Source organism: uncultured Thiohalocapsa sp., assembly GCF_913062725.1.
Lineage (GTDB): Bacteria > Pseudomonadota > Gammaproteobacteria > Chromatiales > Chromatiaceae > Thiohalocapsa.
This window is the reverse complement of record NZ_CAJXWY010000006.1, coordinates 15,817-37,158: the sequence shown is the minus strand read 5'-3', so window position 1 is coordinate 37,158 and position 21,342 is coordinate 15,817. Positions and strand designations below refer to the sequence as shown.

The 21,342-nt window shown below is 66.4% G+C and carries 21 protein-coding genes; 5 read left to right on the top strand and 16 right to left on the bottom strand.

Annotation, left to right across the window (positions count from 1 at the left end; translation table 11 throughout):
* Nucleotides 1–49: 49 nt before the first annotated feature.
* The 4 genes from tilS to QZ588_RS02630 all read right to left on the bottom strand — a co-directional run bounded on the left by tilS (nucleotide 50) and on the right by QZ588_RS02630 (nucleotide 3,592).
* Nucleotides 50–1,420, bottom strand: coding sequence for a tRNA lysidine(34) synthetase TilS (tilS, locus tag QZ588_RS02645; RefSeq protein WP_295539564.1), 1,371 nt, complete (start codon nucleotides 1,418–1,420; stop codon nucleotides 50–52).
* 214 nt (nucleotides 1,421–1,634) lie between these two features.
* Nucleotides 1,635–2,591, bottom strand: coding sequence for an acetyl-CoA carboxylase carboxyltransferase subunit alpha (locus QZ588_RS02640; RefSeq protein WP_295539561.1), 957 nt, complete (start codon nucleotides 2,589–2,591; stop codon nucleotides 1,635–1,637).
* A 129-nt stretch (nucleotides 2,592–2,720) separates the two neighbouring features.
* Nucleotides 2,721–2,873: a hypothetical protein gene (locus QZ588_RS02635; RefSeq protein WP_295539558.1), complete on the bottom strand. Its 153-nt coding sequence runs from the start codon at nucleotides 2,871–2,873 to the stop codon at nucleotides 2,721–2,723.
* Between the two features lie 107 nt (nucleotides 2,874–2,980).
* Nucleotides 2,981–3,592, bottom strand: a complete 612-nt coding sequence (locus tag QZ588_RS02630) for a L,D-transpeptidase (RefSeq protein WP_295539556.1) — start codon at nucleotides 3,590–3,592, stop codon at nucleotides 2,981–2,983.
* A gap of 326 nt (nucleotides 3,593–3,918) precedes the next feature.
* Here QZ588_RS02630 and QZ588_RS02625 point away from each other — a divergent pair, with 326 nt between their 5' ends.
* The gene (locus QZ588_RS02625; RefSeq protein WP_295539554.1) at nucleotides 3,919–4,338 is read left to right on the top strand and encodes a nitrous oxide-stimulated promoter family protein; all 420 of its coding nucleotides are present in this window, start codon (nucleotides 3,919–3,921) and stop codon (nucleotides 4,336–4,338) included.
* A gap of 100 nt (nucleotides 4,339–4,438) precedes the next feature.
* On the opposite strand, the gene QZ588_RS02620 is transcribed toward QZ588_RS02625, so the two are convergent.
* The 4 genes from QZ588_RS02620 to QZ588_RS02605 all read right to left on the bottom strand — a co-directional run bounded on the left by QZ588_RS02620 (nucleotide 4,439) and on the right by QZ588_RS02605 (nucleotide 7,746).
* Nucleotides 4,439–5,014: an NnrU family protein gene (locus QZ588_RS02620; protein WP_295539550.1), complete on the bottom strand. Its 576-nt coding sequence runs from the start codon at nucleotides 5,012–5,014 to the stop codon at nucleotides 4,439–4,441.
* An 80-nt stretch (nucleotides 5,015–5,094) separates the two neighbouring features.
* Nucleotides 5,095–6,210, bottom strand: a complete 1,116-nt coding sequence (locus tag QZ588_RS02615) for an AI-2E family transporter (protein WP_295539548.1) — start codon at nucleotides 6,208–6,210, stop codon at nucleotides 5,095–5,097.
* 168 nt (nucleotides 6,211–6,378) lie between these two features.
* Nucleotides 6,379–6,819: a hypothetical protein gene (locus QZ588_RS02610; protein ID WP_295539545.1), complete on the bottom strand. Its 441-nt coding sequence runs from the start codon at nucleotides 6,817–6,819 to the stop codon at nucleotides 6,379–6,381.
* A 12-nt stretch (nucleotides 6,820–6,831) separates the two neighbouring features.
* Complete coding sequence (locus tag QZ588_RS02605; protein ID WP_295539543.1) at nucleotides 6,832–7,746, bottom strand: LysR family transcriptional regulator; 915 nt, start codon at nucleotides 7,744–7,746, stop codon at nucleotides 6,832–6,834.
* Nucleotides 7,747–8,214: 468 nt separating this feature from the next.
* Between QZ588_RS02605 and QZ588_RS02600 the strand changes: the two genes are divergently transcribed.
* Entirely contained in the window at nucleotides 8,215–9,525 is a 1,311-nt protein-coding gene (locus QZ588_RS02600; RefSeq protein WP_295539540.1) for a porin, read from the top strand.
* 467 nt (nucleotides 9,526–9,992) lie between these two features.
* Here QZ588_RS02600 and QZ588_RS02595 read toward each other — a convergent pair whose 3' ends face one another.
* The 3 genes from QZ588_RS02595 to QZ588_RS02585 all read right to left on the bottom strand — a co-directional run bounded on the left by QZ588_RS02595 (nucleotide 9,993) and on the right by QZ588_RS02585 (nucleotide 11,354).
* The gene (locus tag QZ588_RS02595) at nucleotides 9,993–10,472 is read right to left on the bottom strand and encodes a DsrE/DsrF/DrsH-like family protein (protein WP_295539537.1); all 480 of its coding nucleotides are present in this window, start codon (nucleotides 10,470–10,472) and stop codon (nucleotides 9,993–9,995) included.
* Between the two features lie 145 nt (nucleotides 10,473–10,617).
* Nucleotides 10,618–10,848, bottom strand: a complete 231-nt coding sequence (locus QZ588_RS02590) for a sulfurtransferase TusA family protein (RefSeq protein ID WP_295539535.1) — start codon at nucleotides 10,846–10,848, stop codon at nucleotides 10,618–10,620.
* Nucleotides 10,849–11,003: 155 nt separating this feature from the next.
* Nucleotides 11,004–11,354 carry a rhodanese-like domain-containing protein gene (locus tag QZ588_RS02585; protein WP_295539533.1) on the bottom strand — a complete coding sequence of 117 codons (351 nt, stop codon included), beginning with the start codon at nucleotides 11,352–11,354 and terminating at the stop codon, nucleotides 11,004–11,006.
* 454 nt (nucleotides 11,355–11,808) lie between these two features.
* Between QZ588_RS02585 and cysG the strand changes: the two genes are divergently transcribed.
* Nucleotides 11,809–13,242 carry a siroheme synthase CysG gene (gene cysG / locus QZ588_RS02580; RefSeq protein WP_295539531.1) on the top strand — a complete coding sequence of 478 codons (1,434 nt, stop codon included), beginning with the start codon at nucleotides 11,809–11,811 and terminating at the stop codon, nucleotides 13,240–13,242.
* Nucleotides 13,243–13,291: 49 nt separating this feature from the next.
* Here cysG and QZ588_RS02575 read toward each other — a convergent pair whose 3' ends face one another.
* Nucleotides 13,292–13,939 (bottom strand): rhodanese-like domain-containing protein, encoded by a 648-nt coding sequence (locus QZ588_RS02575; RefSeq protein WP_295539528.1) that lies wholly within the window; start codon nucleotides 13,937–13,939, stop codon nucleotides 13,292–13,294.
* A gap of 85 nt (nucleotides 13,940–14,024) precedes the next feature.
* On the opposite strand from QZ588_RS02575, the gene QZ588_RS02570 reads away from it, so the two are divergent.
* Both QZ588_RS02570 and QZ588_RS02565 read left to right on the top strand, forming a co-directional pair.
* Nucleotides 14,025–14,564: a protein disulfide oxidoreductase gene (locus QZ588_RS02570; RefSeq protein WP_295539526.1), complete on the top strand. Its 540-nt coding sequence runs from the start codon at nucleotides 14,025–14,027 to the stop codon at nucleotides 14,562–14,564.
* Nucleotides 14,565–14,687: 123 nt separating this feature from the next.
* The gene (locus QZ588_RS02565; protein ID WP_295539523.1) at nucleotides 14,688–14,948 is read left to right on the top strand and encodes a zinc ribbon domain-containing protein; all 261 of its coding nucleotides are present in this window, start codon (nucleotides 14,688–14,690) and stop codon (nucleotides 14,946–14,948) included.
* A gap of 447 nt (nucleotides 14,949–15,395) precedes the next feature.
* On the opposite strand, the gene soeC is transcribed toward QZ588_RS02565, so the two are convergent.
* The 4 genes from soeC to QZ588_RS02545 all read right to left on the bottom strand — a co-directional run bounded on the left by soeC (nucleotide 15,396) and on the right by QZ588_RS02545 (nucleotide 21,290).
* Nucleotides 15,396–16,376 carry a sulfite dehydrogenase subunit SoeC gene (soeC, locus tag QZ588_RS02560; protein ID WP_295539519.1) on the bottom strand — a complete coding sequence of 327 codons (981 nt, stop codon included), beginning with the start codon at nucleotides 16,374–16,376 and terminating at the stop codon, nucleotides 15,396–15,398.
* A gap of 53 nt (nucleotides 16,377–16,429) precedes the next feature.
* Nucleotides 16,430–17,152: a sulfite dehydrogenase subunit SoeB gene (soeB, locus tag QZ588_RS02555; RefSeq protein WP_295539518.1), complete on the bottom strand. Its 723-nt coding sequence runs from the start codon at nucleotides 17,150–17,152 to the stop codon at nucleotides 16,430–16,432.
* Between the two features lie 143 nt (nucleotides 17,153–17,295).
* Nucleotides 17,296–20,202 (bottom strand): sulfite dehydrogenase subunit SoeA, encoded by a 2,907-nt coding sequence (gene soeA / locus QZ588_RS02550; RefSeq protein ID WP_295539514.1) that lies wholly within the window; start codon nucleotides 20,200–20,202, stop codon nucleotides 17,296–17,298.
* Between the two features lie 710 nt (nucleotides 20,203–20,912).
* Nucleotides 20,913–21,290, bottom strand: coding sequence for a cupin domain-containing protein (locus QZ588_RS02545; RefSeq protein WP_295539512.1), 378 nt, complete (start codon nucleotides 21,288–21,290; stop codon nucleotides 20,913–20,915).
* Between the last annotated feature and the right edge of the window lie 52 nt (nucleotides 21,291–21,342).

The following is a 21,342-nucleotide window of genomic DNA, read 5'->3' as shown; positions in this document are numbered from 1 at the left end:
ACTCCAAACCGACTCACAGCTTATCGGGTGGCATACCCTGCCATAGGGATCAGCCGCTGTCGATGGGCGCTCGCCGCAGCAACGGCCTGAGCCAACCCTGCGCTGTCCAGGGGTGGCCCCGCCAGCGCAGCCACGCCACCGCGCCGCCGCAGAGCCGGACCCCGGCGACCCCGGCGAGACTGCCATCCAGCACCAACAGCGGCACATAGGGCCGGAGCCAAGCCGGAATGCCGGCCGCTTGGAAGAGGGCCTTGAGGGTCGCCGACGGCTGCCGCGGGCGGGCGCAGCGCAATCCCACGGCTGCGAACTGCACGCTGACCACAGCCTCCGCCGCCGCCGGCGTCAAGGCCCAGCTCAGCGTGCCCAGCGGCGCCGGCAGCGCCAGCACAGAGGTCCCGGATGCAGGCCGCAGCGGCGTGACGGGCGGCGGTGGCAAGGGCGGCAGCGCATACAGCGCATCACGGTGGCGGCGCAGGTCACAGCCGGGCCAGGCCACCAGCGGCTGACGGTCGGCGGCGGCGGGCAACAGCTCCGTGATGATGCGATGTAAGCGCTGTGTATTCGGCAGTGGGAAGCCCCGCCGCCGAAGCCACCGCCGCAGCACCAGACGCTGCGTCGGGCCCGCCAGGCGACGCAGGCCGCTCACCGACAGGGCCACCGGCACCTGCGTGCGGCCCGCGGGCGCAGTATCGAGCACCGCCAGCAGCTCGTCGGCGCGCTCGTCCAGCAGCGCCGCCGCCTCGGCGCAGTGGCCAGCGGAGCGCGACAGCGTCTTGTCGAGCGCCGGCCAGCGCCGGCGCAGTTGCGGGATGATCGACTGGCGCAGCCGGTTGCGGTCCAGCGCGATGTCGGCATTGCTCGGGTCCTCTACCCAGCGCAGCCCATGCACGTCGGCATAGGCACACAGCGCCGTCTGCGGCAGGTCCAAGAGCGGACGCAGCAGCAGTCCTGCCCCGAGGGGTGCCCGGGCTGGCATGGCCGCGAGACCATGCACACCGGCACCGCGCAGCAGCGCCAACAACAGGGTCTCGGCCTGGTCGTCACGGTGCTGGGCGGTGGCCAGAACGTCGCCCGCGCGCAGCAGGGTGCGGAACGCCCCGTAGCGGGCGTCCCGGGCGACGGCCTCGGGGCTCGCACCCGTCGCCGGCGCTAACGCCAGCCGCCGGGTGCACAAGGGCACATCCAGTTCGGCGCAGATCCGCTCGCAGTGCCCGACCCACGCGTCGGCCGCGGGCTGCAGGCCGTGGTGTACATGCACCGCGCACAGCTCAAGCCCGAGCACCCGACGGAGTCCGGCGGCGGCATGCAACAAAACATGCGAGTCGAGCCCGCCGCTGTAGGCGATCCACAACCGTCGGCCTGCGACGGGCGCCAACGCCGCGGTGAGCGCTGCGGTGACTAACCGATCGGCAGCCGGCATGGGGAGTTGACAGCGGTGGGCAAAGGCGATGGACAACGCCGCATGCCCGGGAACTCAGGCGATCGGCGGCCAAGCACGCCACCGATGGCGCAGGACATGCGCTTGCCCGCAAGCGGCATGGCCGGGTGCATCGACGCAGGCGGTGATCGCCGATGCGAAGCCGCGGGCGGGCGACAGGACAAGCAGGGGGCGATGCGCTGTGGCCGCAATCGCCTCAGTCCTTGAGCTGCCCGAAGCCGCGCACGCGGTCATAGCGGGCCGCGAGCAGCTGCTCCTGGGACAGGGCCTCGAGCTCGCCGAGGGCCTCGATGAGGGTGTGGCGCAAGGAACCGGCCATGGCGTCGACATCGCGGTGGGCTCCGCCCAGGGGCTCCGGCACCACCGCATCCACCAGGCCGAGATCGTAGAGGCGGGCGGAGGTGATGGCCATGGCCTCGGCGGCGAGCTGGGCCTTATCGGCACTCTTCCAGAGAATGGACGCACAGCCCTCCGGCGAGATCACCGAATAGGTGCTGAACTGCAGCATGATGAGCCGATCGCCGACGCCGATGGCCAGGGCGCCGCCGGAGCCACCCTCGCCGGTGACGGTGCAGACGATGGGCACGCGCAGGGCGGCCATGACCTGGAGGTTGCGTGCGATGGCCTCGCTCTGACCGCGCTCCTCGGCACCGACACCGGGATAGGCGCCCGGGGTGTCGATGAAGGTGAAGATCGGCAGACCGAAGCGCTCGGCCAGTTGCATGAGACGCAGCGCCTTGCGATAGCCCTCGGGCCGGGGCATGCCGAAGTTGCGCTGGATCTTCTCCTTGGTGTCGCGGCCCTTTTGGTGGCCCATCACCACCACCGAGCGGCCGTCCAGGCGTGCCAAGCCGCCCACGATGGCGTGGTCGTCGGCGAACGCGCGGTCGCCGTGGAGCTCCTGGAAGTCGTCGAAGATGCGCCGGGCGTAATCGAGAAAGTAGGGCCGCAGCGGATGCCGCGACAGCTGCGAGATCTGCCACGGGGTGAGGCCCGAGAAGATTTGCTCGGTGAGGGCGCGGCTCTTGACCTGGAGATGCTCGATCTCCTCGGCGATGTTGAGCGCATTGTCGTCGCCGACGTGCCGCAGTTCCTCGATCTTGGCCTCGAGCTCGGCGACGGGCTGTTCGAAGGGCAGAAAATTCAGATCCATAACCGCCCGATTCTAGCGCGAGTGGAACCCCCGTGGACAGCGCGGTTGCGCCGTGTTGGCCACGCATCCGGCGCATCTGCGCTGCGGACCAGGGCCGCTGCCCGCGGGATGGGTGCGGTTGAACAGGCGTTAGCGTTCGTCTTCGGCATCCGCATCGATCACGCGCACCTGCGGGCGCGCGCGGCGCTGGCCGGTCTTGCCCGAGCCGTCCCGCGAGAGGCCAATCGCAATGGCGATCATCAGCACGAAGGCGACGATGAGAACGATGTTGGTAATCAGCATAAGGGGCTCCGGACGCTGGATAGGGTGCCTGCGGATTCTAGCAACCCCGATCGGACCCTGCGCCCCGATGACGCAACAGCGCGCCGCGCACGCACCCGCGCGGACTTTCAGTCCACCACGGTGACAGTGTCGCCGATGCGCATGCGCTGATACACGAATTTGGCGTCATCATGGCGCAGACGTACGCAACCGTGGGAGGCATTGACGTTCGGCACGTAGCCCTCGTGCACCCAATAGGGCCCATTGAATTGCAGGGCGTAGGGCATGGGCGTGGGCCGGTTGAAAGCGTTGGTGTAACTGCCCGAGCGTTTGTCGATGTCCTTGGCGGTGACACGGAACTCCCCGCGCGGCGTCGGATGCGCCTCGACACCAGCGGAGATCTTACCCGACCAGATCATGCGCTCGTCTTCGTAATACTCGAAGCGGCGAGCACCGAGCAAAATCTTCAGCCATCGCTGATCCGCCGCCGGCAGGCTGGCGGGGCGCGGCGGCGGCGGTCGCACCGCCTGGGACACGGGCGACCGCTCGGCCTCGCGCCGCGCCGCCGCCGTGATCTTTGCATCCGACGCGGTGGCGGCCCCATCCACGGGTGCAGACCCGGGCATTCCGGCGCGGGGCGTCTCAGCGACGTCCTCGCCCGGAAGCGGCGGGTAGGGCTGCATGGCGCAGCCCGCCACCAACAACAGCGGCGCGAGCCACAACAGCGCAGATGGATTCATCGGCGACGCCTCCTGTCGATACATGCCGCTCACGCCGCGGAGCCGGCTGCGACTTCGCAGCGGGCATGACGGCATACCAGAGTCCGGCACGGCGCATGGCCGTGACCGGTCACGGCCCTGCCGGGTCATCGCCGCGATCGGCGGACAACACCTGCGATGGCATGCATCGGCGCCGGGGCAGAGTCGCTACGACTCGGCAGCGCATGCAACGCCGCCTTGGCAGGTCGCGCCCGGGCGGCGCCGGCGACGGGTGTCAATGATCGCCGACGTCAATTTTTATTGACAATTATCAACCCGGGTTTCCCGTCAGCGCCCATAATGGCGCCATGCAAATGCGAACCCGACCACCACGTGCCGCCGGCCTGCGCCCCGCAAACCAGGGGCGGCGCATCGAGCGCGAGCGGCGCACCATCGCGGCGATGATCGCCATCTACTGCCGCGACCATCATCACCACGGCGCCGACGCACGTGCTCACGCCGCTGTCGACACGGATGCCGACACGGGCGCAGCCGACCCCCAGTGCGCAGACTGCGCCGAGCTGTTGCGCTACGCCAATCAGCGTCTCGACGTTTGTGTCTTCGGTGAATCCAAGATGCCCTGCAACGACTGCACCGTGCACTGCTACAGCAGCAGCCGGCGCGGGCGCATCGTGGAAGTCATGCGCTACGCCGGCCCGCGCATGCCGCTGCACCATCCGTTCCTCGGGCTCATGCACTTCGTGGACAAACTGCGGGCGCGCTTCTGAGCGTCGCCGGTCGGGGCGGCCAAGGCCGCGCGGCACACACCATCGCCGGCCGCGCACTGCCGCCCCCGCCGAAATTGCACCGGCAGGGCCACTGGCGACCTCAGACCACGGGCGACACGCCAAACAGCCAGCGGTGCAGGAACAGGATGAAGGCCACGTAGACCACGAGCCCGCCCGCCACGGCGATCAGATCGTTCCACTTCGCCGCCGGGGCGCGCGGCACCGACGGCTCCGGGCGGCGCTTGAGTGAGATGCGATCGGCGACGGCCCAGGCGAGGAAGCCGCCGAAGAGCAGCAGATCCGCCAGGGTACCGTTGGCCAGCAGGTGCGCCGTCGCCCAGATCTTCACCGCCAACAGCATGGGATGCTGCACGGCGCGCTGGATGCGCCCCGGCAGGTAGGCCGCCAGCACCAATGTGAACGCCGGCAGCATCAGCAACAGCGAGACATGGCGCAGCCACATCGGCGGTTGGTAGAGCAGCACCGGATCAGTGGCGCGGGCGGCCCCATAGCCCAGCACGATGAGCGCCAGCCCGAGCACGGAAACGGCGCCGTAGCCGAGCTTCCAGGGCAGTTCGCCAAAGCGCTCGACCAGCTGCGTGCGCCAGCCAGGGCGCACGATGGCAATGGAATGGGTGCCGAGAAAAAGCACCAGACCGACAATCAACTGCAGCATGACAAGTCCTTAGGTTGCGTCCACGGGAAACTGGGCGGGCATGGGCGGCTGTGGGCTGCTGACGTCCCGGGGCACCGGAGTCAGCCGCCATCGGCGGCCCGATGCACGGCGTCGGGATGGGCGCCGCCGGCTGGCGCTGCGACGGGCGCCTCCGCCGGTTGCGGCCAGGCGCTCAGGATGGCCTTCACCACGGTGGCGAGCGGGATGGCGAAGAAGACGCCCCAAAACCCCCAGATGCCACCGAACACCAGGATCGCAACGATGATGGCAACGGGGTGCAGATTCACCACTTCAGAGAACAACAGCGGCACCAGCACATTGCCGTCCAACGCCTGGATGACGAGATAGGCTACTGTCAGCCACAGGAACTGCGCCCCCCACCCCCACTGAAACCAGGCGATGAGCAACACCGGCACGGTCACGACCGAGGCGCCGATATACGGAATGATCACGGACAGCCCCACCAGCAGGGCGAGCAGCATGGTGTAGTTGAGGCCGAAGGCGGAGAAGGTGACGAAGCTCGCCGCCCAACAGATCAGGATTTCCCAGAACTTGCCGCGGACGTAATTGGAGAGCTGGCGGTCCACGTCCCGCCAGACGGTGCCGGCGATGCCGCGATGGCGCGGCAAAAAGCGCTCGAACCAACGCAGGATCAGGCGCTTGTCCTTGAGAAAAAAGAACACCAACAGCGGCATCAGGATCAGGTACACCAGCAGGGTGATGACGCCCACCAACGAAGACAGGGACACCGACACCAGGGTCTGCCCGTAGCCCACCACCTCCCGGCGCATGGCGTCCATAGCCGCGTCGATCTGGCCAGCGCTCACCAGTTCCGGATAACGCTCCGGCAACGCCATGAGCAGGTGCTGACCCCGGGCCAGCATCTGCGGCAGCTGTTGTACCAGATCCGACACCTGGCGGTAGACCAGCGGCAGCACACCCACCAGCACCGAGCCCACGAAGAGCAGAAACAGCAGAAACACGACGATCACCGCCAGCAGACGCGGCCAGCCGTGGCGCTCCAGCAGGAGCACGAAGCCCTCCAGCAAATAGGCGATGACGATACTGGCCAGCACCGGCAGCAGCATCTCGCCCAACAGGAGCACCACGGCGACGATGGCAGCGACGGACATCGCCAGCACCATCACCTGCGGGTCGGAAAAATGACGACGGAACCAGTCGCTCAACACCTGCATGGGATGAGCGATCGGCTTTCGCGACGCATGGTCTCGGCGGGACACTGGAGATAGCTTGGTGGACCCAGAAACGCGAAGTCCCGCAGCCGAGGCTCGGCGCGCGGGCGGATGAGTTGGCTCGAGTCAGCTCACCGGCAGCAGCGTCGCGAGCTCGCCTGACAGGCGCACTCAACCGCCGCCGCCGTCGCCCCCCTGCTCGGTCGCCTTGAGGGCGTCATAGCGTGTTGCGAACAGGGCCTCGAGCTCGTCGATGACAGCCGCGGCCTCACGACCTTGCAGCACGTGTGCGGCCATCAGCGATGATGTCTCTTGCAACATTGTAGCGCTGTCCAGCATCGCATAGGTCCGCCGCAGACGCTTGATGGCGCCGATGACGGTTTCGTCGGCCGGACGCGGCTCCGGCGCCGGCTCAGGAATAGCCGCCTGCGCGCTGGCGGGCGCCGCCGTGCCGCCGCGCTGGGCCAGAAATTCTGCGAATGCCAACAGGGTGTCCTGGGCACCTGCATCCAGAGAGCGATAGAGCCGCAACAGACGCCGCTGTGTCGCGGCGCCGGGCTTGCCTTGCGCCCGCTCCCGCAACGGGTCCCGCATCAGCACCGGTGGCAGCATGGGACTTGCGCTTCAGATGACGTCATGAGACCGATGGTCCTTGCAGTAGGCGCGCGCGAAGTCCAGCAACTCTTCCATGACCCGGAGCTTGAACTTCTGTTTCTGGTGGACGAAGGCGAAGGGGCGCACCAGCGGCGGGTCCAGCGCCAGGGTCACCAGGGTACCCAGTTTTAGCTCTTTTTGCACCGCCGCCCGGGAGACCACCGAGACACCCATGCCCGCCTCGACGGCCCCCTTCACCGCCTCGGGGCTGCCGAGCTCCATGGACACCTTGAGGCCCGCGGCGCAGTCCGGCAGCCCGTCGAGATAGCCGTTGATGACGTCGCGCGTGCCAGAGCCCTCCTCCCGACAGATGAACGGATAATCGAGCAGCGCCCTGAAGTGGATCTGCTGGCGATCCGCCAGTGGGTGGCCCGGCGGGACAATGGCCACCAAGTGATCCTGCTTGCAGGTTTCCACCACCAGATTCTTGTTGGCCACCGGCGATTCCACCACACCCAGATCGATGGTGTTGTTCTCGACCATGGAGACGATGCCGTCGCTGTTGGAGACCTTGAGGTGGATGGCAACCTCGGGGTAACGCGTGCTGAAGTCGCCCAACAGGGTCGGCAGCATGTAGTCGGCGATGGTGGTGCTGGCACCGATGGTCAGGGCCCCGCTGATCTCGCCGGTGAGCTCGCGCACGCCGTTTTCCATCTCGCCATAGAGTTGGAAGATGCGGTCGGCGTACTCGAAGACCCGCGCGCCGGCGTCGGTGAGACTGATGCGGTTGTGGGTACGATCGAACAGTCGCGTATTGAAAGACTCTTCCAGTTGGCGAACCTGGAAGGTCACCGCCGGCTGTGTCATGTGCAACGATTCGGCGGCCTTGGTGAAGCTCAGCATCCGGGCCACGGTGTGGAAGACCTGTAACCTGCGGTCGGCCATCGCAGAACCTCGATCGCGAACGAGCGTGAATCGGACCCGAGCCAGCCGCGTCGGGATGGCGGGCATGGGGCGCAGCGCCGACGCCGCCGCCCGGCGGCCCCGCAAACGGCATGCGCGAGGTCGGCGACACCTTGTCCCGCCCGGTGCGGAGGACGATTTGGCAGGTCCAACCCATACAGAATCGACTGCGCCGATAAGCTGCCTTTATAGCACAGGACCGCCGGATCAGCGAAGATACCCACAATATTCAAAAGCTTTCAATCGTCAGAACCACCCCGTCCCGGTCAACACGGCCTCCATTGGAACCGCTTCCGCTCCTGATCAGCCCGACATTGTATGCGAATCCACAACAGACCTGGAAAAACACAACAAAGTGGCGTATCTTTGCCACCCACAGGCAACGCGCCGCCATCCGTCGGGTCTCGCCGTTGAGCAGATACAACATCTGCAAACGCTGAAGAGGATAAAATGTCACTCCATCCACGCATCCACACCATCGCCGCAAGCTGTGCGGCGGCGACCGTGCTTTGGGTGCAACAATCGCCTGCGTCCGGCTTCTCGGTGCCGGAGACGTCGGTGCTGGGGGTGGGTGTGTCCAACGCCTTGGTGGCGAATCCTGACGAGCCGGGCGCCCTGCCCTACAACCCCGCGGCCATCGCCTTCCACGAGCAGAGCGTCTGGTCCGCCGGCGCGCTGCTGATCGGGCCCACGTTCAGCGTGCGCACCGCCAGCGGCAAACACGACAGCGAAGGTGCCGAGTGGCATCCGGCACCGCTGCTGAATGCCGCCATCCGCATCGACGATCAGTGGGCGGTGGGCATGAGCGTCAACGCACCCTTTGGACTGGAGACGCGCTGGCCCGTGGGGACCTTCCCGGCTTTGACCGACACCGTCACGCGGCCGACCCCCGTCGGACCGATCACGCTGCCCCTCAGTGCGCAGCCGACCCAGAGCAAAGCAGAGATCCTCGCCTTCACGCCGACCGCCACCTATGCGCTCACCGATGACTTGGCCGTCGCCGCGGGTGTTGACGTCTACTGGGCCAAGCATGCGCAGTTCATATCCACACTGACCAACGTCGAGGGCGACGGCTCCGGCTTCGGCTTCAGCCTGAGCGCCATGTACGTCAAGGATGCGCTGAGCCTGGGCCTGGATTTCCATTCTGCCGCGACGGTGGATCTCGACGGCTTTTACACCGCCCAGAATGCCACCCTGGTCCAGGGAGGCGCGCTGCCTGCGAGCCAAGGCGCGCGCGTGGAACTGAGCCTGCCCTGGCGGCTGCAGATCGGCGCCCGTTATGAGATGACCGAGGCACTCGCGGCTGAGGTGAACATCACTCGCACCGGCTGGAGCGAGTTCGAGGCCTTGACCATCGAGCTGGACGCCGGCGCCACGCTGGTGAGCGATCGGAACAACTGGTCGGACGTCAATGCCTATCGCCTCGGCATCACCTACGATCTGCGCCCCGGCACCCAACTGCGCCTCGGCTACACCTATGGCGAAACGCCGGTGGACACCGCTTACTTCACCGGCCGTATCCCCGATAACGACCGCCAATTGTTCAGCATCGGGCTCGGCCAAGCCCTCGGTGACGGCTGGCAACTGGAGGCCGGCTACATGTACGTCATGAATCAAAACCGCAATTACCAGGGCGCCCGACCCTACGACCCATTCACGGCGCCGAGCACGACCAACGGCACAACCGCCTACGACGGCAAGTACGACTCCCACGCGCACTTGCTCGCCGTCGGGATCAACAAGCGTTTCGAGGCTTTCTGAGCCGGCGCTGCCAACGGCCGCCGGCGCAGCCAGGCGTCGTCGGTGGCGCACCTTCCCCCAAGGCGCGGCACAAGGTCGCGCAACTTTAGAGGCCGCCCCACGCTTGGGGGTGGCCTTCTTTTTTTATGCAAGCCTGAGCAACCGCCATCGTCGGAGACGGGACCGGGCTCGATGCGCGCTCACTCTTTGCTCGGCACCTGGGTCGGGGGCATGCTCCGGGCGACGGGCGCCGTGCCTACGATCGTAGCCGTCAAGGCATAGCAGCCCGAGGTGATGTCGCGTCGCGGGGGTGGATGGGCGGTCATCGAGCCGAGCCCGATGGAGTTGCCTGCGCTTGAACGGCGCCGGCGCCGGGTGCGCAAGCGCGCTCTGACCTCACGGGCGCATGACCGATGCACGCCCGGTACACGGGACCGACGGCATCGGAAGGGACCCGACACCGCCGGCATCAGGGGCGGGGCGACGGGCTAGATGTAGAGGCAGATGTCGCTGTCGCCGGCGAATTCGAAGAAGGCCGCTGCGCCGGCGTACTCGATACCGTCGATGAACTCCGACTGATCCATGTCGAACAGATCCACCGTCATCTGGCAGGCGATGAGCTTGACTTCGGCCTCTTGGCAGAGCTCGCGCAGCTCATCGACGCTGGCGACGCCCTTGGCTTTCATCTTTTGCTTCATCATGGCGGTCATCATGCCCTGCATGCCAGGCAGTGCCAGACCGAGCACCGGAAACCACTTGTCCATGCCCATGGGCATGGGCATACCGGGATTACCGAGCGGCGTCACTTCCAGGGCCAGCTTCTTCTTCAGCAGCTGCAGGCCGTAGAACGTGAAAAAGATCTGCGTCTCGTAGCCCAGCGCCGACGCCGTCGATGCCAGGATGAAGGGGGGATAGGCCCAGTCGAGCGAGCCCTTGGTGGCGATGATCGCCAGCTTCTTTTCGTCCATCTTGTCCTCCGGGCGGACCCCGCTTGGAGCCCGGTCTCATCGTTTGCTGGCGGGCGCTCAGGGGCTCCCGAGCGCCCGGTCTGGAGCGGCAGCGCCCGGCCGACCGGGACATCCGCCGTGCACGGTCTGCCGCAGACGGCGCCGATCAAGCCTTCTTGATCATGAAGTGGAACTTACCACCGTCCTCCTTGGACTCCATCAGGTCGTTGCCAGTCTGCTTGCTGAACGCGTCGAAGTCCTTCACGGACCCGGGATCGGTGGCGATCACATGCAGGACCTGGCCCGCATCCATGGCGTTGAGGGTTTTCTTCGCCCGCAGGATGGGCAGCGGACAATTGAGACCGCTGGCATCCAGTTCCTGATCGAATTCTGCCATCTGGGGTTACCTCCGCAGGCTTGTCGAGTGAAGGTTGCAGAACATAAGCATTTCAGCAACCGCAAAGATTCTGATTATTAGGCAGAAACCACCGCCAGCGCAACTGCTGTGGGGAACTGCCGGCGGTGGACCCGAGGGCAACCGCCGGGCCCCGCTCAGCGCTCCTGCCCGCCGCCCTGTCCGTTACCAGTGAGGGAGCCGATCGCATAACCATGCCGCGCCCAGGCGATGATGCCGCCGCGCAGGTTGAGTGCCTTGTCGTTGCCTTGTTGCGCCAGAAACTGACAGGCATGGTAAGAACGGGCCCCGCTGCGGCAGTAGAGCACGAAGTCCTTGTCTTGCGGTAGCTCACCGGCGCGCAGCGGCAACAGGTGCATGGGGATATGCTTGGCGTTGGGTATCGCGCCCTGGGCGACCTCCGCCGGGGTGCGTACGTCCACCAACAGCACGTCCTCTCCCGCGGCGAGCCGTGCCTGCAGGGTTTCTGAATCGATCTCGTTGACCACTAAAGCACCTACCCCTTGCTCAAGTATTTCAGTATATTAAAGAATCTTCACAGACTCGGCAATCGGCATCTGGCGACGCTCGCCGCCGAGGCTGGGGATGGGTCTGACCGGGCGCTGTTTCCAGGGGTGGGGCAGTTGCACCGGCCCCCCTCCCGGCGACCCGGGCCGGCACGCCGGTCGCGCGGCAGTCAGGCACTCGGAGGGATTTTTCGATGGACCGGCCATCGGGCCGATGCGCGCCCGACAAGCGCCGGCGTCAAGACAGGACATCGTGTCCGAGTGCGCTTGCCCGCGGTGGCTCGCGCCGCTGACCCTGGCGGAGCTTCCGGCCCTGCTCGGGCCACTGGGTCGGTTTGACACCGGCGCCTGGCGCGCCCTTGCCGCTGGCAGAGATCCAACACGTCCCACCCCTAATTTCGAGCAATGCAGGCCGCAGCGCCGCGCCCAGACGACCATGGACCTACTTCCGATTTTCCTCGACATCAACAATGCGCCCTGCCTGGTGGTGGGCGGCGGCCCCATCGCGCTGCGCAAGCTTCACAACCTGCGCCGCGCCGGCGCACGGGTGCGCCTCGTCTCCCCGGCGCTGGTGCCGGAATTGGCCGCCAAGGTGGCCGAAGATGCGGCCATTACCTGGCTTGAGCGCCGCTTCGACGACGAGGATTTGCTGGATATTCGCCTCGCCATCGCCGCCACCGACGACCGCGGCGTCAATCGCCGCATCGCCGCCCTGGCCAAGGCCGCGCGGATACCGGTGAATGTCGCCGATCAACCCGATGACTGCAGCTTCATCATGCCCTCGGTCATCGACCGCTCGCCGGTGGTGGTGGCGGTGTCCACCGGCACCGCCTCGCCGGTGCTGGCGCGCATGATCCGCGCCCGGCTTGAATCCCTGGTGCCGGCGGGCTACGGGCGCCTCGCCGAGCTCTGCGCGCGCTACCGCGACCGGGTGAAGGAACGTTTCGAGCACCAGCGCGACCGCCGGCGCTTCTGGGATCGCGTGCTGCAAGGCGGTGTCGCCGAACGGGTCTTCTCCGGGCATTTGAAAGAGGCCGATGCGCACATGGAGCGGGAGCTCGCCGCCGGCGGCAATCCCACCGACATGGGCGAGGTGTACCTGGTGGGTGCCGGGCCCGGCGACCCGGATCTCCTCACGTTCCGGGCGCTGCGGCTCATGCAGCAAGCCGACGTGGTGGTCTACGATCGCCTGGTGGCCAAGCCCATCATCGACATGGTGCGTCGCGATGCCGAGCACGTCTATGTCGGTAAGCAGCGCAACCAGCACACCATGCGACAGGAGGAAATCAACAAACTGCTGGCGACGCTCGCCAAAGAGGGCAAGCGCGTGCTCCGGCTCAAGGGCGGCGACCCCTTCATCTTCGGCCGCGGCGGCGAGGAGATCGACACCCTGGCCGCCGAAGGCGTGCCCTTCCAGGTGGTACCGGGCATCACCGCCGCCAACGGCTGCGCCTGCTACGCCGGCATCCCACTCACCCACCGCTCCTACGCACAGTCGGTCACTTTCGTCACCGGCCATCTCAAGGACGGCACCATCAACCTCAACTGGCGCCAGCTGGCGGAGCCGCATCAGACCATCGTCTTCTACATGGGCCTGGTGGGCCTGCCCGTCATCGTGGACAAGCTGATCGAGCACGGCGTGCCGCCGGACATGCCCATTGCGCTGGTGCAGCAGGGCACCACGCACATGCAGAAGGTCTATCCCGGCACGCTCAAGACGATTCTCGCCCGTGTCGAGGAGGATCCGCCGGAGCCACCGACCCTGATCATCGTCGGCGACGTGGTCAACCTGCGCGACAAGCTGGATTGGTTCAGCACCATCCCGGATCGGGAGCAGGGTGCGACCACGCCGCTGCTGCCCGGCGATTGAGCCACAGCCAGCCCTGTGCCGGCCGCAACCGGCACAGGGCCGCACCACCTCAGTCTGCGGCCGGCACCGTGGTGAGGCCAAGGGACTCCCAGGCCTGCATACCGCCGCGATACCATTTCAGGCGGTGCGCCGGGTAACCAACGCCGATCAGGGCCTTGATGTTGGTCGGCGACTGGCCGCACCAGGCGCCATTGCAGAAGAACACCAGGGTCTTGACGCCATCGAAGCTCCAGATGCCATCGGCGCTGGCGGCACCGAATTCCAGCTGCAGCAACTCCGCGATGCTCGCCGGCGCCGCCAGGGCAGGATCCAACTGCTCGTAGGGAATGTTGACGGCGCCGGGAATGGTGCCGCGCGTGGCTTCGTCCGCCGTGCGGGAATCGATGAGCATCACCGACTGGTCACCATCGGCGATGCGCTGCATGTACGCCAGCACTTCCAGCTCGCCGATGGTCTCGATACCCGGCCCGAGCTGCATCGGTTGGACGCAAAAGGGCGGGCACGGCCGGTTGGTCTTGTCGTAGGGTGGCTCGATGCGATGACTTGGATCCTGGTAGCGCAGCACTGTTATCGTCTCGCCGCCGTGGGGCACCTCGATGTAGGGCAGCTGCTCGGTGATCTTGGTGCTGAGATTTTCCAGATCGAACAAGTCCTCCCCGGTGTTGGCCGCATGCGCCGGCGCCGTGCAGACCAACACCCCCAACAGCGCCGGCAGGTACCTGCCACCGCCGGCGCCACCACCAGCGCGGGCCGCAGGCCGCCGGCGAACGGGAGCAACACCGATGTTTAACGCCAAAGCCTCCGCCGGCGCGCCGACGGGCAAGCCAAAACGCCGGCGCTGGCGCAGCCTGCTCACCAATCTGCTGATCTTCTTGGTCATTTTTCTGGGCCTCCAATGGTATCAATCACGCCCGCTGGCATCGGGGCAGGCGCCCTCGCTCGCTGGCCAGACCGTCGGCGGCGCACGGGTGAGCCTGGCGGCCCTGCGCGGCGAGCCGGTGCTGGTGCATTTCTGGGCCACATGGTGCCCCACCTGCAAGCTCGAGGCGGGCAGCATCGATGCCCTCGCCGGTGACTATCAGGTCATTACCGTCGCCATGCAATCCGGTGACGGGGACGGCATCGCCCGCTATCTGCGCGAGCGTGATCTCGCCTTCGACGCCATCCCCGACCCTCATGGGGATATTGCGAGCGCCTGGGGTGTGAAGGCAGTGCCCGCCACCTTCGTCCTGGACGCCGACGGCGATATCCGCTTCGGCGCCGTCGGCTACACGCCCGGCATCCACCTGCGTGCGCACCTGTGGGCCGCCGGCCGCAACTGACCCTGCCGGTGGACGCACAGCCCGGCCGACGGCGCCGATCCTGACCACGCCGATCACGTTGCGGCGGCGGCCGACGTGGCTATAATGTGGCCATATTAGAAAGCATCGATATAGGAGCGAGCTATGCCCACTTACGATTACCGCTGCGAGGTCAACGGTCGCATCGTCGAGGTCAATCACCGCATGAGCGAGAAGCTCAAGACCTGGGGCGAGGTCTGCGAGCGCGCCCATCTGGACTGCGGCGACACCCCCGCCGACACACCGGTGCAACGCCTCGCCACCGGCGGCAACGTCATCGGCAGCAGCAACCTCGGCAGCGGCTTCGACCCGGCGCCGGCCTGTGGCGCCGGCGGCTGCGCCAGCGGCATGTGCGGACTCGACTGACCCGGTCGCCGCCCGGATCACGACAACACCGGGCGGTTGCGGGCCAGACCTCGAGTTGCCCCCCCTGGCGTCGCCCCCCCAAGCGTCGAACCTCCTGGCGTCGAACCCCAAGCGTCCCCGCGGTCCTCGCCCCGGGGACCGCGGGGAGCTTCGTCAAGATGCGAGAGGGCCGTCAGCGATCCGCGGGTCACGACACAAATGGCAAAGGGTGCCGGGTCCGGTATCGTCAGCCCCGAGAGTCGTCAGCCCCAATCGTTGTCATCCAAGCAACCTTCACACTTGAGTTGCTCGTTGCCGTATGGACACGGCCGCGCCGGGGCATCTGGCGGACCCCGCGCTTCGAGCGCCGCATGGCGTCTCGCGTCGCCGTCGCGCCCCGTTGACCTGCCTGGCCAGATGCGCTCGCAGGCTGGGGCGCTCGTGTCATCGACACGCGCCGGCAGCAGCTCAGGCGATACTCTGATAGTAGAGATTCTGCGGGTGATTGGCCTCGGCGAAGAAATACCAGCGCTCGGCCACTAGACCCAGGTACTGGATGACGAAGGCCGCAATGGGCAGCGTCGGCGACTCCAGCACATAGGAAACGCCGATCAACATCAGCGGCACCGGAAAGACCATCACCAGAAACACCAGCCGCACGAGATTCAGAAAATCCGGGCTTTGGTGGTGGAAGAACTCCCGGGTGTTGAAGGAACTGGCGGTGAAGCCCTGGGATTTCTGCACGATCTTGCGGTGGCGCACGCCGATGGCGGTCTGCAACGTGCTCTTGTGCTTCAGGGTGGCATTGCGAATCAACGATGCGATGCGCGTGCCGAGCCCGAGCACGGTGAAGATCACCGCCCAGGTGCCGTAGAAGCCCACCAGGTGATTACCGAGATAGGCGGAGTAAGCCGCCGCCAGCATGAAGCCGGAGGCCATGCCCAGGAAGGTGAAGTTGCCGATGGTGTACGGTGAGTGCCATTCTTCCAGAAACTTGACGCTCGCGTAGATCATGCCCGTGCAGACGAAGAGGGCGAAAGCCACGATGACGCCGAGCAGACCGAGCACCATGGTGGCATCGATGGGCAGCGCGCCATCTCCCGCCACGAACCATGGCTGGGTCAGCCCCAGGTAGTGGAAGAGCCCGTAGAAGAACACCACGCCCATCATCATGGGCAGCACGATCACCTCCCGCGACAGCCAGGAGGTGCGCCACATGGAGGCCGCGCGCCAGGCGCGCTCGGGGCGCCCCAAGTGAAAAAACGAAGCGCCGAGACCGGCGATGAGCAATGCGAGGGACAGGACACTGCCGACGGTATAGAAGTCGGCGCCCTGCGGCTCGATGAGCTGGACACTCGCATACAGCTGTCCGGTGAACAGCGCCAGGAAGAGCCCTTGACCGGCGCCGATGAGCGTCGTGAGGAAGATGACTGAGAAGGCGGGATGCATCGTCTTGGATATCGCGTGTCGGGTTACGGGTGGCCAGGCTCGAAGCGCGCTTCTTACCAGGTGACGTCGTCCAGGGTCTCTTCGCCGGTGTAGACCGTGATGTCTTCCTTGGAGAGCGGGTTGTCGGCGCGCTGCAGCTCGTCCTCGCTGATGTGCATGCGCGTCTTCTGCCGCGGCAGGTAATGGTTGGCGGGCTTCGTGCCCCATTCCGGCATGAGCGCATAACCGCCGCGCTCGCGGATGGCCACCGACACCTCAGAATCCGGATCGTGCACATCGCCGAAGAGCCGGGCGTTCGTGGGGCAGGCCAGCACGCAGGCGGGCTGGCGCTCCTTCTCCGGCAAGGATTGATCGGTGATGCGATCGATGCACAGGGTGCACTTTTTCATCACCTGCTGCTGTTCGTCCAGCTCGCGCACACCATAGGGGCAGGCCCAGGAGCAGTATTTGCAACCGATGCACTTGTCGTAGTCAACCAGCACGACGCCGTTGTCCTCGCGCTTGTAGCTGGCGCCCGTCGGACACACCGGCACGCAGGGGGGCTCCTCGCAATGCAGGCAGGACTTCGGGAAGTGCACCGTTTCGGTGTTGGGATAGCTGCCGACCTCGAAGGTCTGCACCCGGTTGAAGAAGGTCCCGGTGGGATCGGCGCCATAGGGATTCTCGTCCACCATGGGCCCGGCCCAGCCGGAGGTGTTCCACTGTTTGCAGGAGGTCACGCAGGCATGGCAGCCGACGCAGACGTTAAGGTCGATGACTAGGGCGAGTTGGGTCATGGAGCTTCCTATGGCTTTTACTCATCACGCGTCGCGCGTTTGGCTGCAAATCACACCGCACAGCAGCGGCCGCGCGTGCGACGGGGCACCCGGCGCTTGGGCACCCCTGCGCGTCGCACTGCTTGCACACTTCGCACTGGTAACTACTTCCTGCCAAACACACCCGCCACATAGGCCTGCCAGCGCGTGCGCGGCCGCGCCGTCTGGCCGGGCAGGGTCTTCATGGGCGCGAACTGGGGCTCGGTGACCTGCGCCTCCTTCGGGCCTTCGGCCTTGTAGATGCGCACCCGCAGGTCGAACCAGGCGGCTTGGCCGGTGATGGGATCGGAGTTCGAAAAGTGGCTGCCGGCGCCGCCGTTGGGGAGTTCTTCGCCGATGAGATGGTTGAGCAGGAAGCCCTTCTTGGATTCGTCCGCCTTCGGGTCCAGCGCCCAGGCGCCGGCGGCCTTGCCAATGGCGTTCCAGGTCCAGACCGTGCCGGGCTCCACGGCCTCGGAGTAGCGGCACATGCACTTCACCCGCCCGAGGTGGGACTCCACCCAGATCCAGTCGCCGTCTTCGATGCCCTGGGCGATGGCGAGCTTGGGATTGACGAAGAGGTAGTTGTGGCTGTGGATCTGGCGCAGCCAGGCGTTCTGGCTGTCCCAGCTGTGGTACATGGCCATGGGCCGCTGGGTGAGCGCGGTGAGCGGGAAGCGCGTCTTGTCCACCATCTGCCCCTCCAGGGGCTCGTAGTGGAAGGGCAGCGGATCGAAGAAGGTCTCGATGCGCTCGCGCAGGTGCTCCGGCGGCTGGCGGCCGGGCCACTTGCCCTGGGCCGCGGCGCGAAAGCGCTGCAGCACCTCGGAGTAGATGTGCAGCACAATGGGCTCCGCCCAGCGCGTGAGGGCATGCGCCCGGGCCCAGTGCAGGTAGCCCTTGTTCCAGTTGCGCATGTATTGATAGCTGCGCGGCAGCTCATGATGGAATACGCAGCCGTTGGCGGCGTATTGCTCCCATTGCCGCGGATTGGGCTCGCCCTTGAGGTATTTCTCGCCGAACTGGCCACGCCAGCCGGCGAGGAAGCCGATGCCGGAGCCGGGCGAGGTTTCGTAGTTGACGATGAAGTCCGGGTAGTTGCGGTACTTCGGGCTGCCGTCCTGCTTGGTGAAGGCCGGCAGCTTGAGCCGCCCGCCGAGCTCGATGAGCACGTCCTGGAAGGGCCGGCATTCGCCCTTCGGCGGCAGCACGGGCAGGCGCACGGCGTCCACCGGCCCGTCGAACTCGGAGATGGGCCGGTCCAGCATGGAGAGCACGTCGTGGCGCTCCAGATACGTGGTGTCCGGCAGCACCAGGTCGGCGAAGGCGACGGTCTCGGAGGCAAAGGTGTCGCACACCACCAGGAAGGGGATCTTGTACTCACCGTGCTCGTCGGTGTCGGTGAGCATGTGCCGTGCCGCGGTGGTGTTCATCGACGAGTTCCAGGCCATGTTGGCCATGAACAGGAACAGGGTGTCGATGGGATAGGGATCGCCGCGCCAGGCATTGGTGATGACGTTGTGCATCAGCCCGTGGGCCGCCAGCGGGTACTCCCAGCTGAAGGCCTTGTCGATGCGCACCGGCTTGCCGTCGTCGTCGACGAACAGATCCTCGGGCTTCGCCGGCCAGCCCAGCGGCAGGCCCTCCAGCGGCGCCTCGGGCTGCACCGCGTCCGGATGATTCGGCGGCTTCGGGCAGGGCGGGATGGGCTTCGGGAAGGGCGCCCGGTGACGGAAGCCACCGGGGCGGTCGATGGTGCCGAGCACCGTCATCAGGATGCTTAAGGACCGGATGGTCTGGAAACCGTTGGAATGCGCCGCCAGCCCGCGCATGGAATGGAAGGCCACCGGGTTACCGGTGACGGTGTCGTGCTCCTTGTCCCAGCAATCGGTCCAGCGGATGGGCAGCTCGATCTTATGGTCGCGCGCCGTCACACCCATTTCATGCGCCAGGCGGCGGATGGTGTCCGCCGGGATGCCGGTGATGTTCTCGGCCCACTCCGGCGTATAGGGCTCCACCCGCTCCTTCAGCAGTTGGAAGGACGGCTTCACCGGCGTGCCGTCCGGCAGCACATAACTGCCCATGAGGCGCGGGTCGCCGCCCTCGGTGTGGGTCAGCACCGGGCCGTTTTTGTTGCGATCCCACCAGAGCTTGTTCTGCGGGTCGGTGCAGCCCTCGACGATCTCCGCATCCGGGTCGCGGTAGAACATGCCATGGTCGTCGCGACCCGGGTCGTCGATGACCAGCTCCGGGGCGTTGGTGTACTGCACCAGGAACTCGCGGTCGAACAGGCCGAGCTTCAGGATCTCGTGGATCAGCGCCAGGAACAGGGCGCCGTCGGTGCCGGGCTTGATGGGCACCCACTCGTCGGCGATGGCCGAGTAGCCGGTGCGGATGGGGTTGATAGAGACGAAGCGCCCGCCACGGCGCTTGAACTTGCTGATCTGGATCTTGAGCGGATTGGAGTGGTGGTCCTCGGCGGTGCCGATCATCACGAACAGCTTGGCCCGTTCCAGGTCCGGACCGCCGAACTCCCAGAACGACCCGCCGATGGTGTAGATCATGCCCGTGGCCATATTCACGGAGCAGAAACCGCCGTGGGCGGCGTAGTTCGGCGTGCCGAACTGCTTGGCGAACATGCCGGTCAGCGCCTGCATCTGATCGCGGCCGGTGAAGAGCGCAAACTTCTTCGGATCCTCCGCCCGCAGCCGGCCGAGACGCTCGGCGAGCATCTCCATGGCCTCGTCCCAGGAAATCTCCTCGAACTCGGACTCGCCACGCTTGGCGCCGGGCTTGCGCCGCAGGGGCTTGGTGAGGCGCGCCGGCGACACCTGCTTCATGATGCCGGAGCTGCCCTTGGCGCAGATCACGCCCTCGTTCAGCGGGTGGTTCGGGTTGCCCTCGATGTAGCGCACCTGGCCGTCGCGCAGGTGTACCCGGATACCGCAACGGCAGGCACACATATAACAGGTGGTCTCTTTGACCTCCGTGTGGCCGTTGGCTTGATCTTTGTGTACGGCTGGGTCTTTCATAGCGACATCCGGGCTGCGGTGGGTTTGGGCGATCGGGCGGTGCTGTGCTGCGCTTGGGCCAGTGTGTCGGCCAGTACGCCACGCGGCTGACAGCGGCGCCGGGGTGGCGGCAGCCGGCGATCGCTCCCCGAGCGTCGGCTGTCTGCCCGCGATGGCAGGGTGTGGGCATGCTGAGCCCAGCATGTGCGCCACCGCCTGCAATGTAAAGAATCGGAACATTCTAATGTTCCGTGGGCAAGGTTATGAAGCCCTGGTTTGCATTCAATAATAGGAATCACAGGGTTTTCGACCCCGTCTGTCGGCATTCGCCACAGGACAGCTGACCGCAAACACTTGGTTTGCCAGGGAAGTGCCGGAGCGGAGCAAAGCCGTCGGGCCAGCCACAAGGCCGACGGCGGCCCATGCATCGCACAACCACGGGGCTGCGCCGCCCGCAGCTCGGCGTCCGCCAACTGATACCCGGCCTCCGTCATTGTCCGGCGAAAGCGTTAGTGGGCCGGGTGGCGGCTGGCGAAGGCCTCGACAGCAGGGAGGCCGGCGTGACGCCAGACCGAGCGGCTGCGACGCACTTCCCGGCGGGCGCTCCAACCGACGCGGGCCGAACAATCGCCTGCGGCGGGTCTTGGGGTGCGACGGCGAGGCGCGGCCGCTTGCCCGCGATCGGGGCACGACCGGGCGCAGGCCCGGTGCGCCGGCGACCGGTGTGACCGTCAGAGCAGGTCGGGGTCGGCCTGCATGCGGGCGCCGCGCTGCATGTGCCGAACCGGCGCGCCGAAGAAGGCGAGCACGGTGAGATCTTCTTCGATATCGAAGAAGGCATGATCGCAAGCGGTGTGCACGTACATGATGGAGCCCTTCTGCACCAGTTGGTCTTCGTCGCCGACCCGCAGCCGCGCCCGGCCCTCCAGTACCAGGTAGAGCTCATCTTCCTCGTGGGCGCTCTGCATCTCCGTGGAGCCCACGGGCAAGTGGTAGATGGAACAGCTCAGCGACGGTGTGCGCAGGACTTCCTGAAAACGCGTACTGCCGGGCTCGATCTTGGCGAGCAGCGCCGGCAGATCGAAGAGGAGCCATTGATGATCAGTCATGATTGATTCTCCCGCTGGCGAGCCGGTGGTCCCGTTGCCCGGTCGGCGACCG

Coding starts and splice junctions, on each gene's coding strand:
- tilS (WP_295539564.1), bottom strand. CDS start 1,420: ATGCCGGCTGCCGATCGGTTAGTCACCGCAGCGCTCACCGCGGCGTTG.
- QZ588_RS02640 (WP_295539561.1), bottom strand. CDS start 2,591: ATGGATCTGAATTTTCTGCCCTTCGAACAGCCCGTCGCCGAGCTCGAG.
- QZ588_RS02635 (WP_295539558.1), bottom strand. CDS start 2,873: ATGCTGATTACCAACATCGTTCTCATCGTCGCCTTCGTGCTGATGATC.
- QZ588_RS02630 (WP_295539556.1), bottom strand. CDS start 3,592: ATGAATCCATCTGCGCTGTTGTGGCTCGCGCCGCTGTTGTTGGTGGCG.
- QZ588_RS02625 (WP_295539554.1), top strand. CDS start 3,919: ATGCAAATGCGAACCCGACCACCACGTGCCGCCGGCCTGCGCCCCGCA.
- QZ588_RS02620 (WP_295539550.1), bottom strand. CDS start 5,014: ATGCTGCAGTTGATTGTCGGTCTGGTGCTTTTTCTCGGCACCCATTCC.
- QZ588_RS02615 (WP_295539548.1), bottom strand. CDS start 6,210: ATGCAGGTGTTGAGCGACTGGTTCCGTCGTCATTTTTCCGACCCGCAG.
- QZ588_RS02610 (WP_295539545.1), bottom strand. CDS start 6,819: ATGCTGCCACCGGTGCTGATGCGGGACCCGTTGCGGGAGCGGGCGCAA.
- QZ588_RS02605 (WP_295539543.1), bottom strand. CDS start 7,746: ATGGCCGACCGCAGGTTACAGGTCTTCCACACCGTGGCCCGGATGCTG.
- QZ588_RS02600 (WP_295539540.1), top strand. CDS start 8,215: ATGTCACTCCATCCACGCATCCACACCATCGCCGCAAGCTGTGCGGCG.
- QZ588_RS02595 (WP_295539537.1), bottom strand. CDS start 10,472: ATGGACGAAAAGAAGCTGGCGATCATCGCCACCAAGGGCTCGCTCGAC.
- QZ588_RS02590 (WP_295539535.1), bottom strand. CDS start 10,848: ATGGCAGAATTCGATCAGGAACTGGATGCCAGCGGTCTCAATTGTCCG.
- cysG (WP_295539531.1), top strand. CDS start 11,809: ATGGACCTACTTCCGATTTTCCTCGACATCAACAATGCGCCCTGCCTG.
- QZ588_RS02570 (WP_295539526.1), top strand. CDS start 14,025: ATGTTTAACGCCAAAGCCTCCGCCGGCGCGCCGACGGGCAAGCCAAAA.
- QZ588_RS02565 (WP_295539523.1), top strand. CDS start 14,688: ATGCCCACTTACGATTACCGCTGCGAGGTCAACGGTCGCATCGTCGAG.
- soeC (WP_295539519.1), bottom strand. CDS start 16,376: ATGCATCCCGCCTTCTCAGTCATCTTCCTCACGACGCTCATCGGCGCC.
- soeB (WP_295539518.1), bottom strand. CDS start 17,152: ATGACCCAACTCGCCCTAGTCATCGACCTTAACGTCTGCGTCGGCTGC.
- soeA (WP_295539514.1), bottom strand. CDS start 20,202: ATGAAAGACCCAGCCGTACACAAAGATCAAGCCAACGGCCACACGGAG.
- QZ588_RS02545 (WP_295539512.1), bottom strand. CDS start 21,290: ATGACTGATCATCAATGGCTCCTCTTCGATCTGCCGGCGCTGCTCGCC.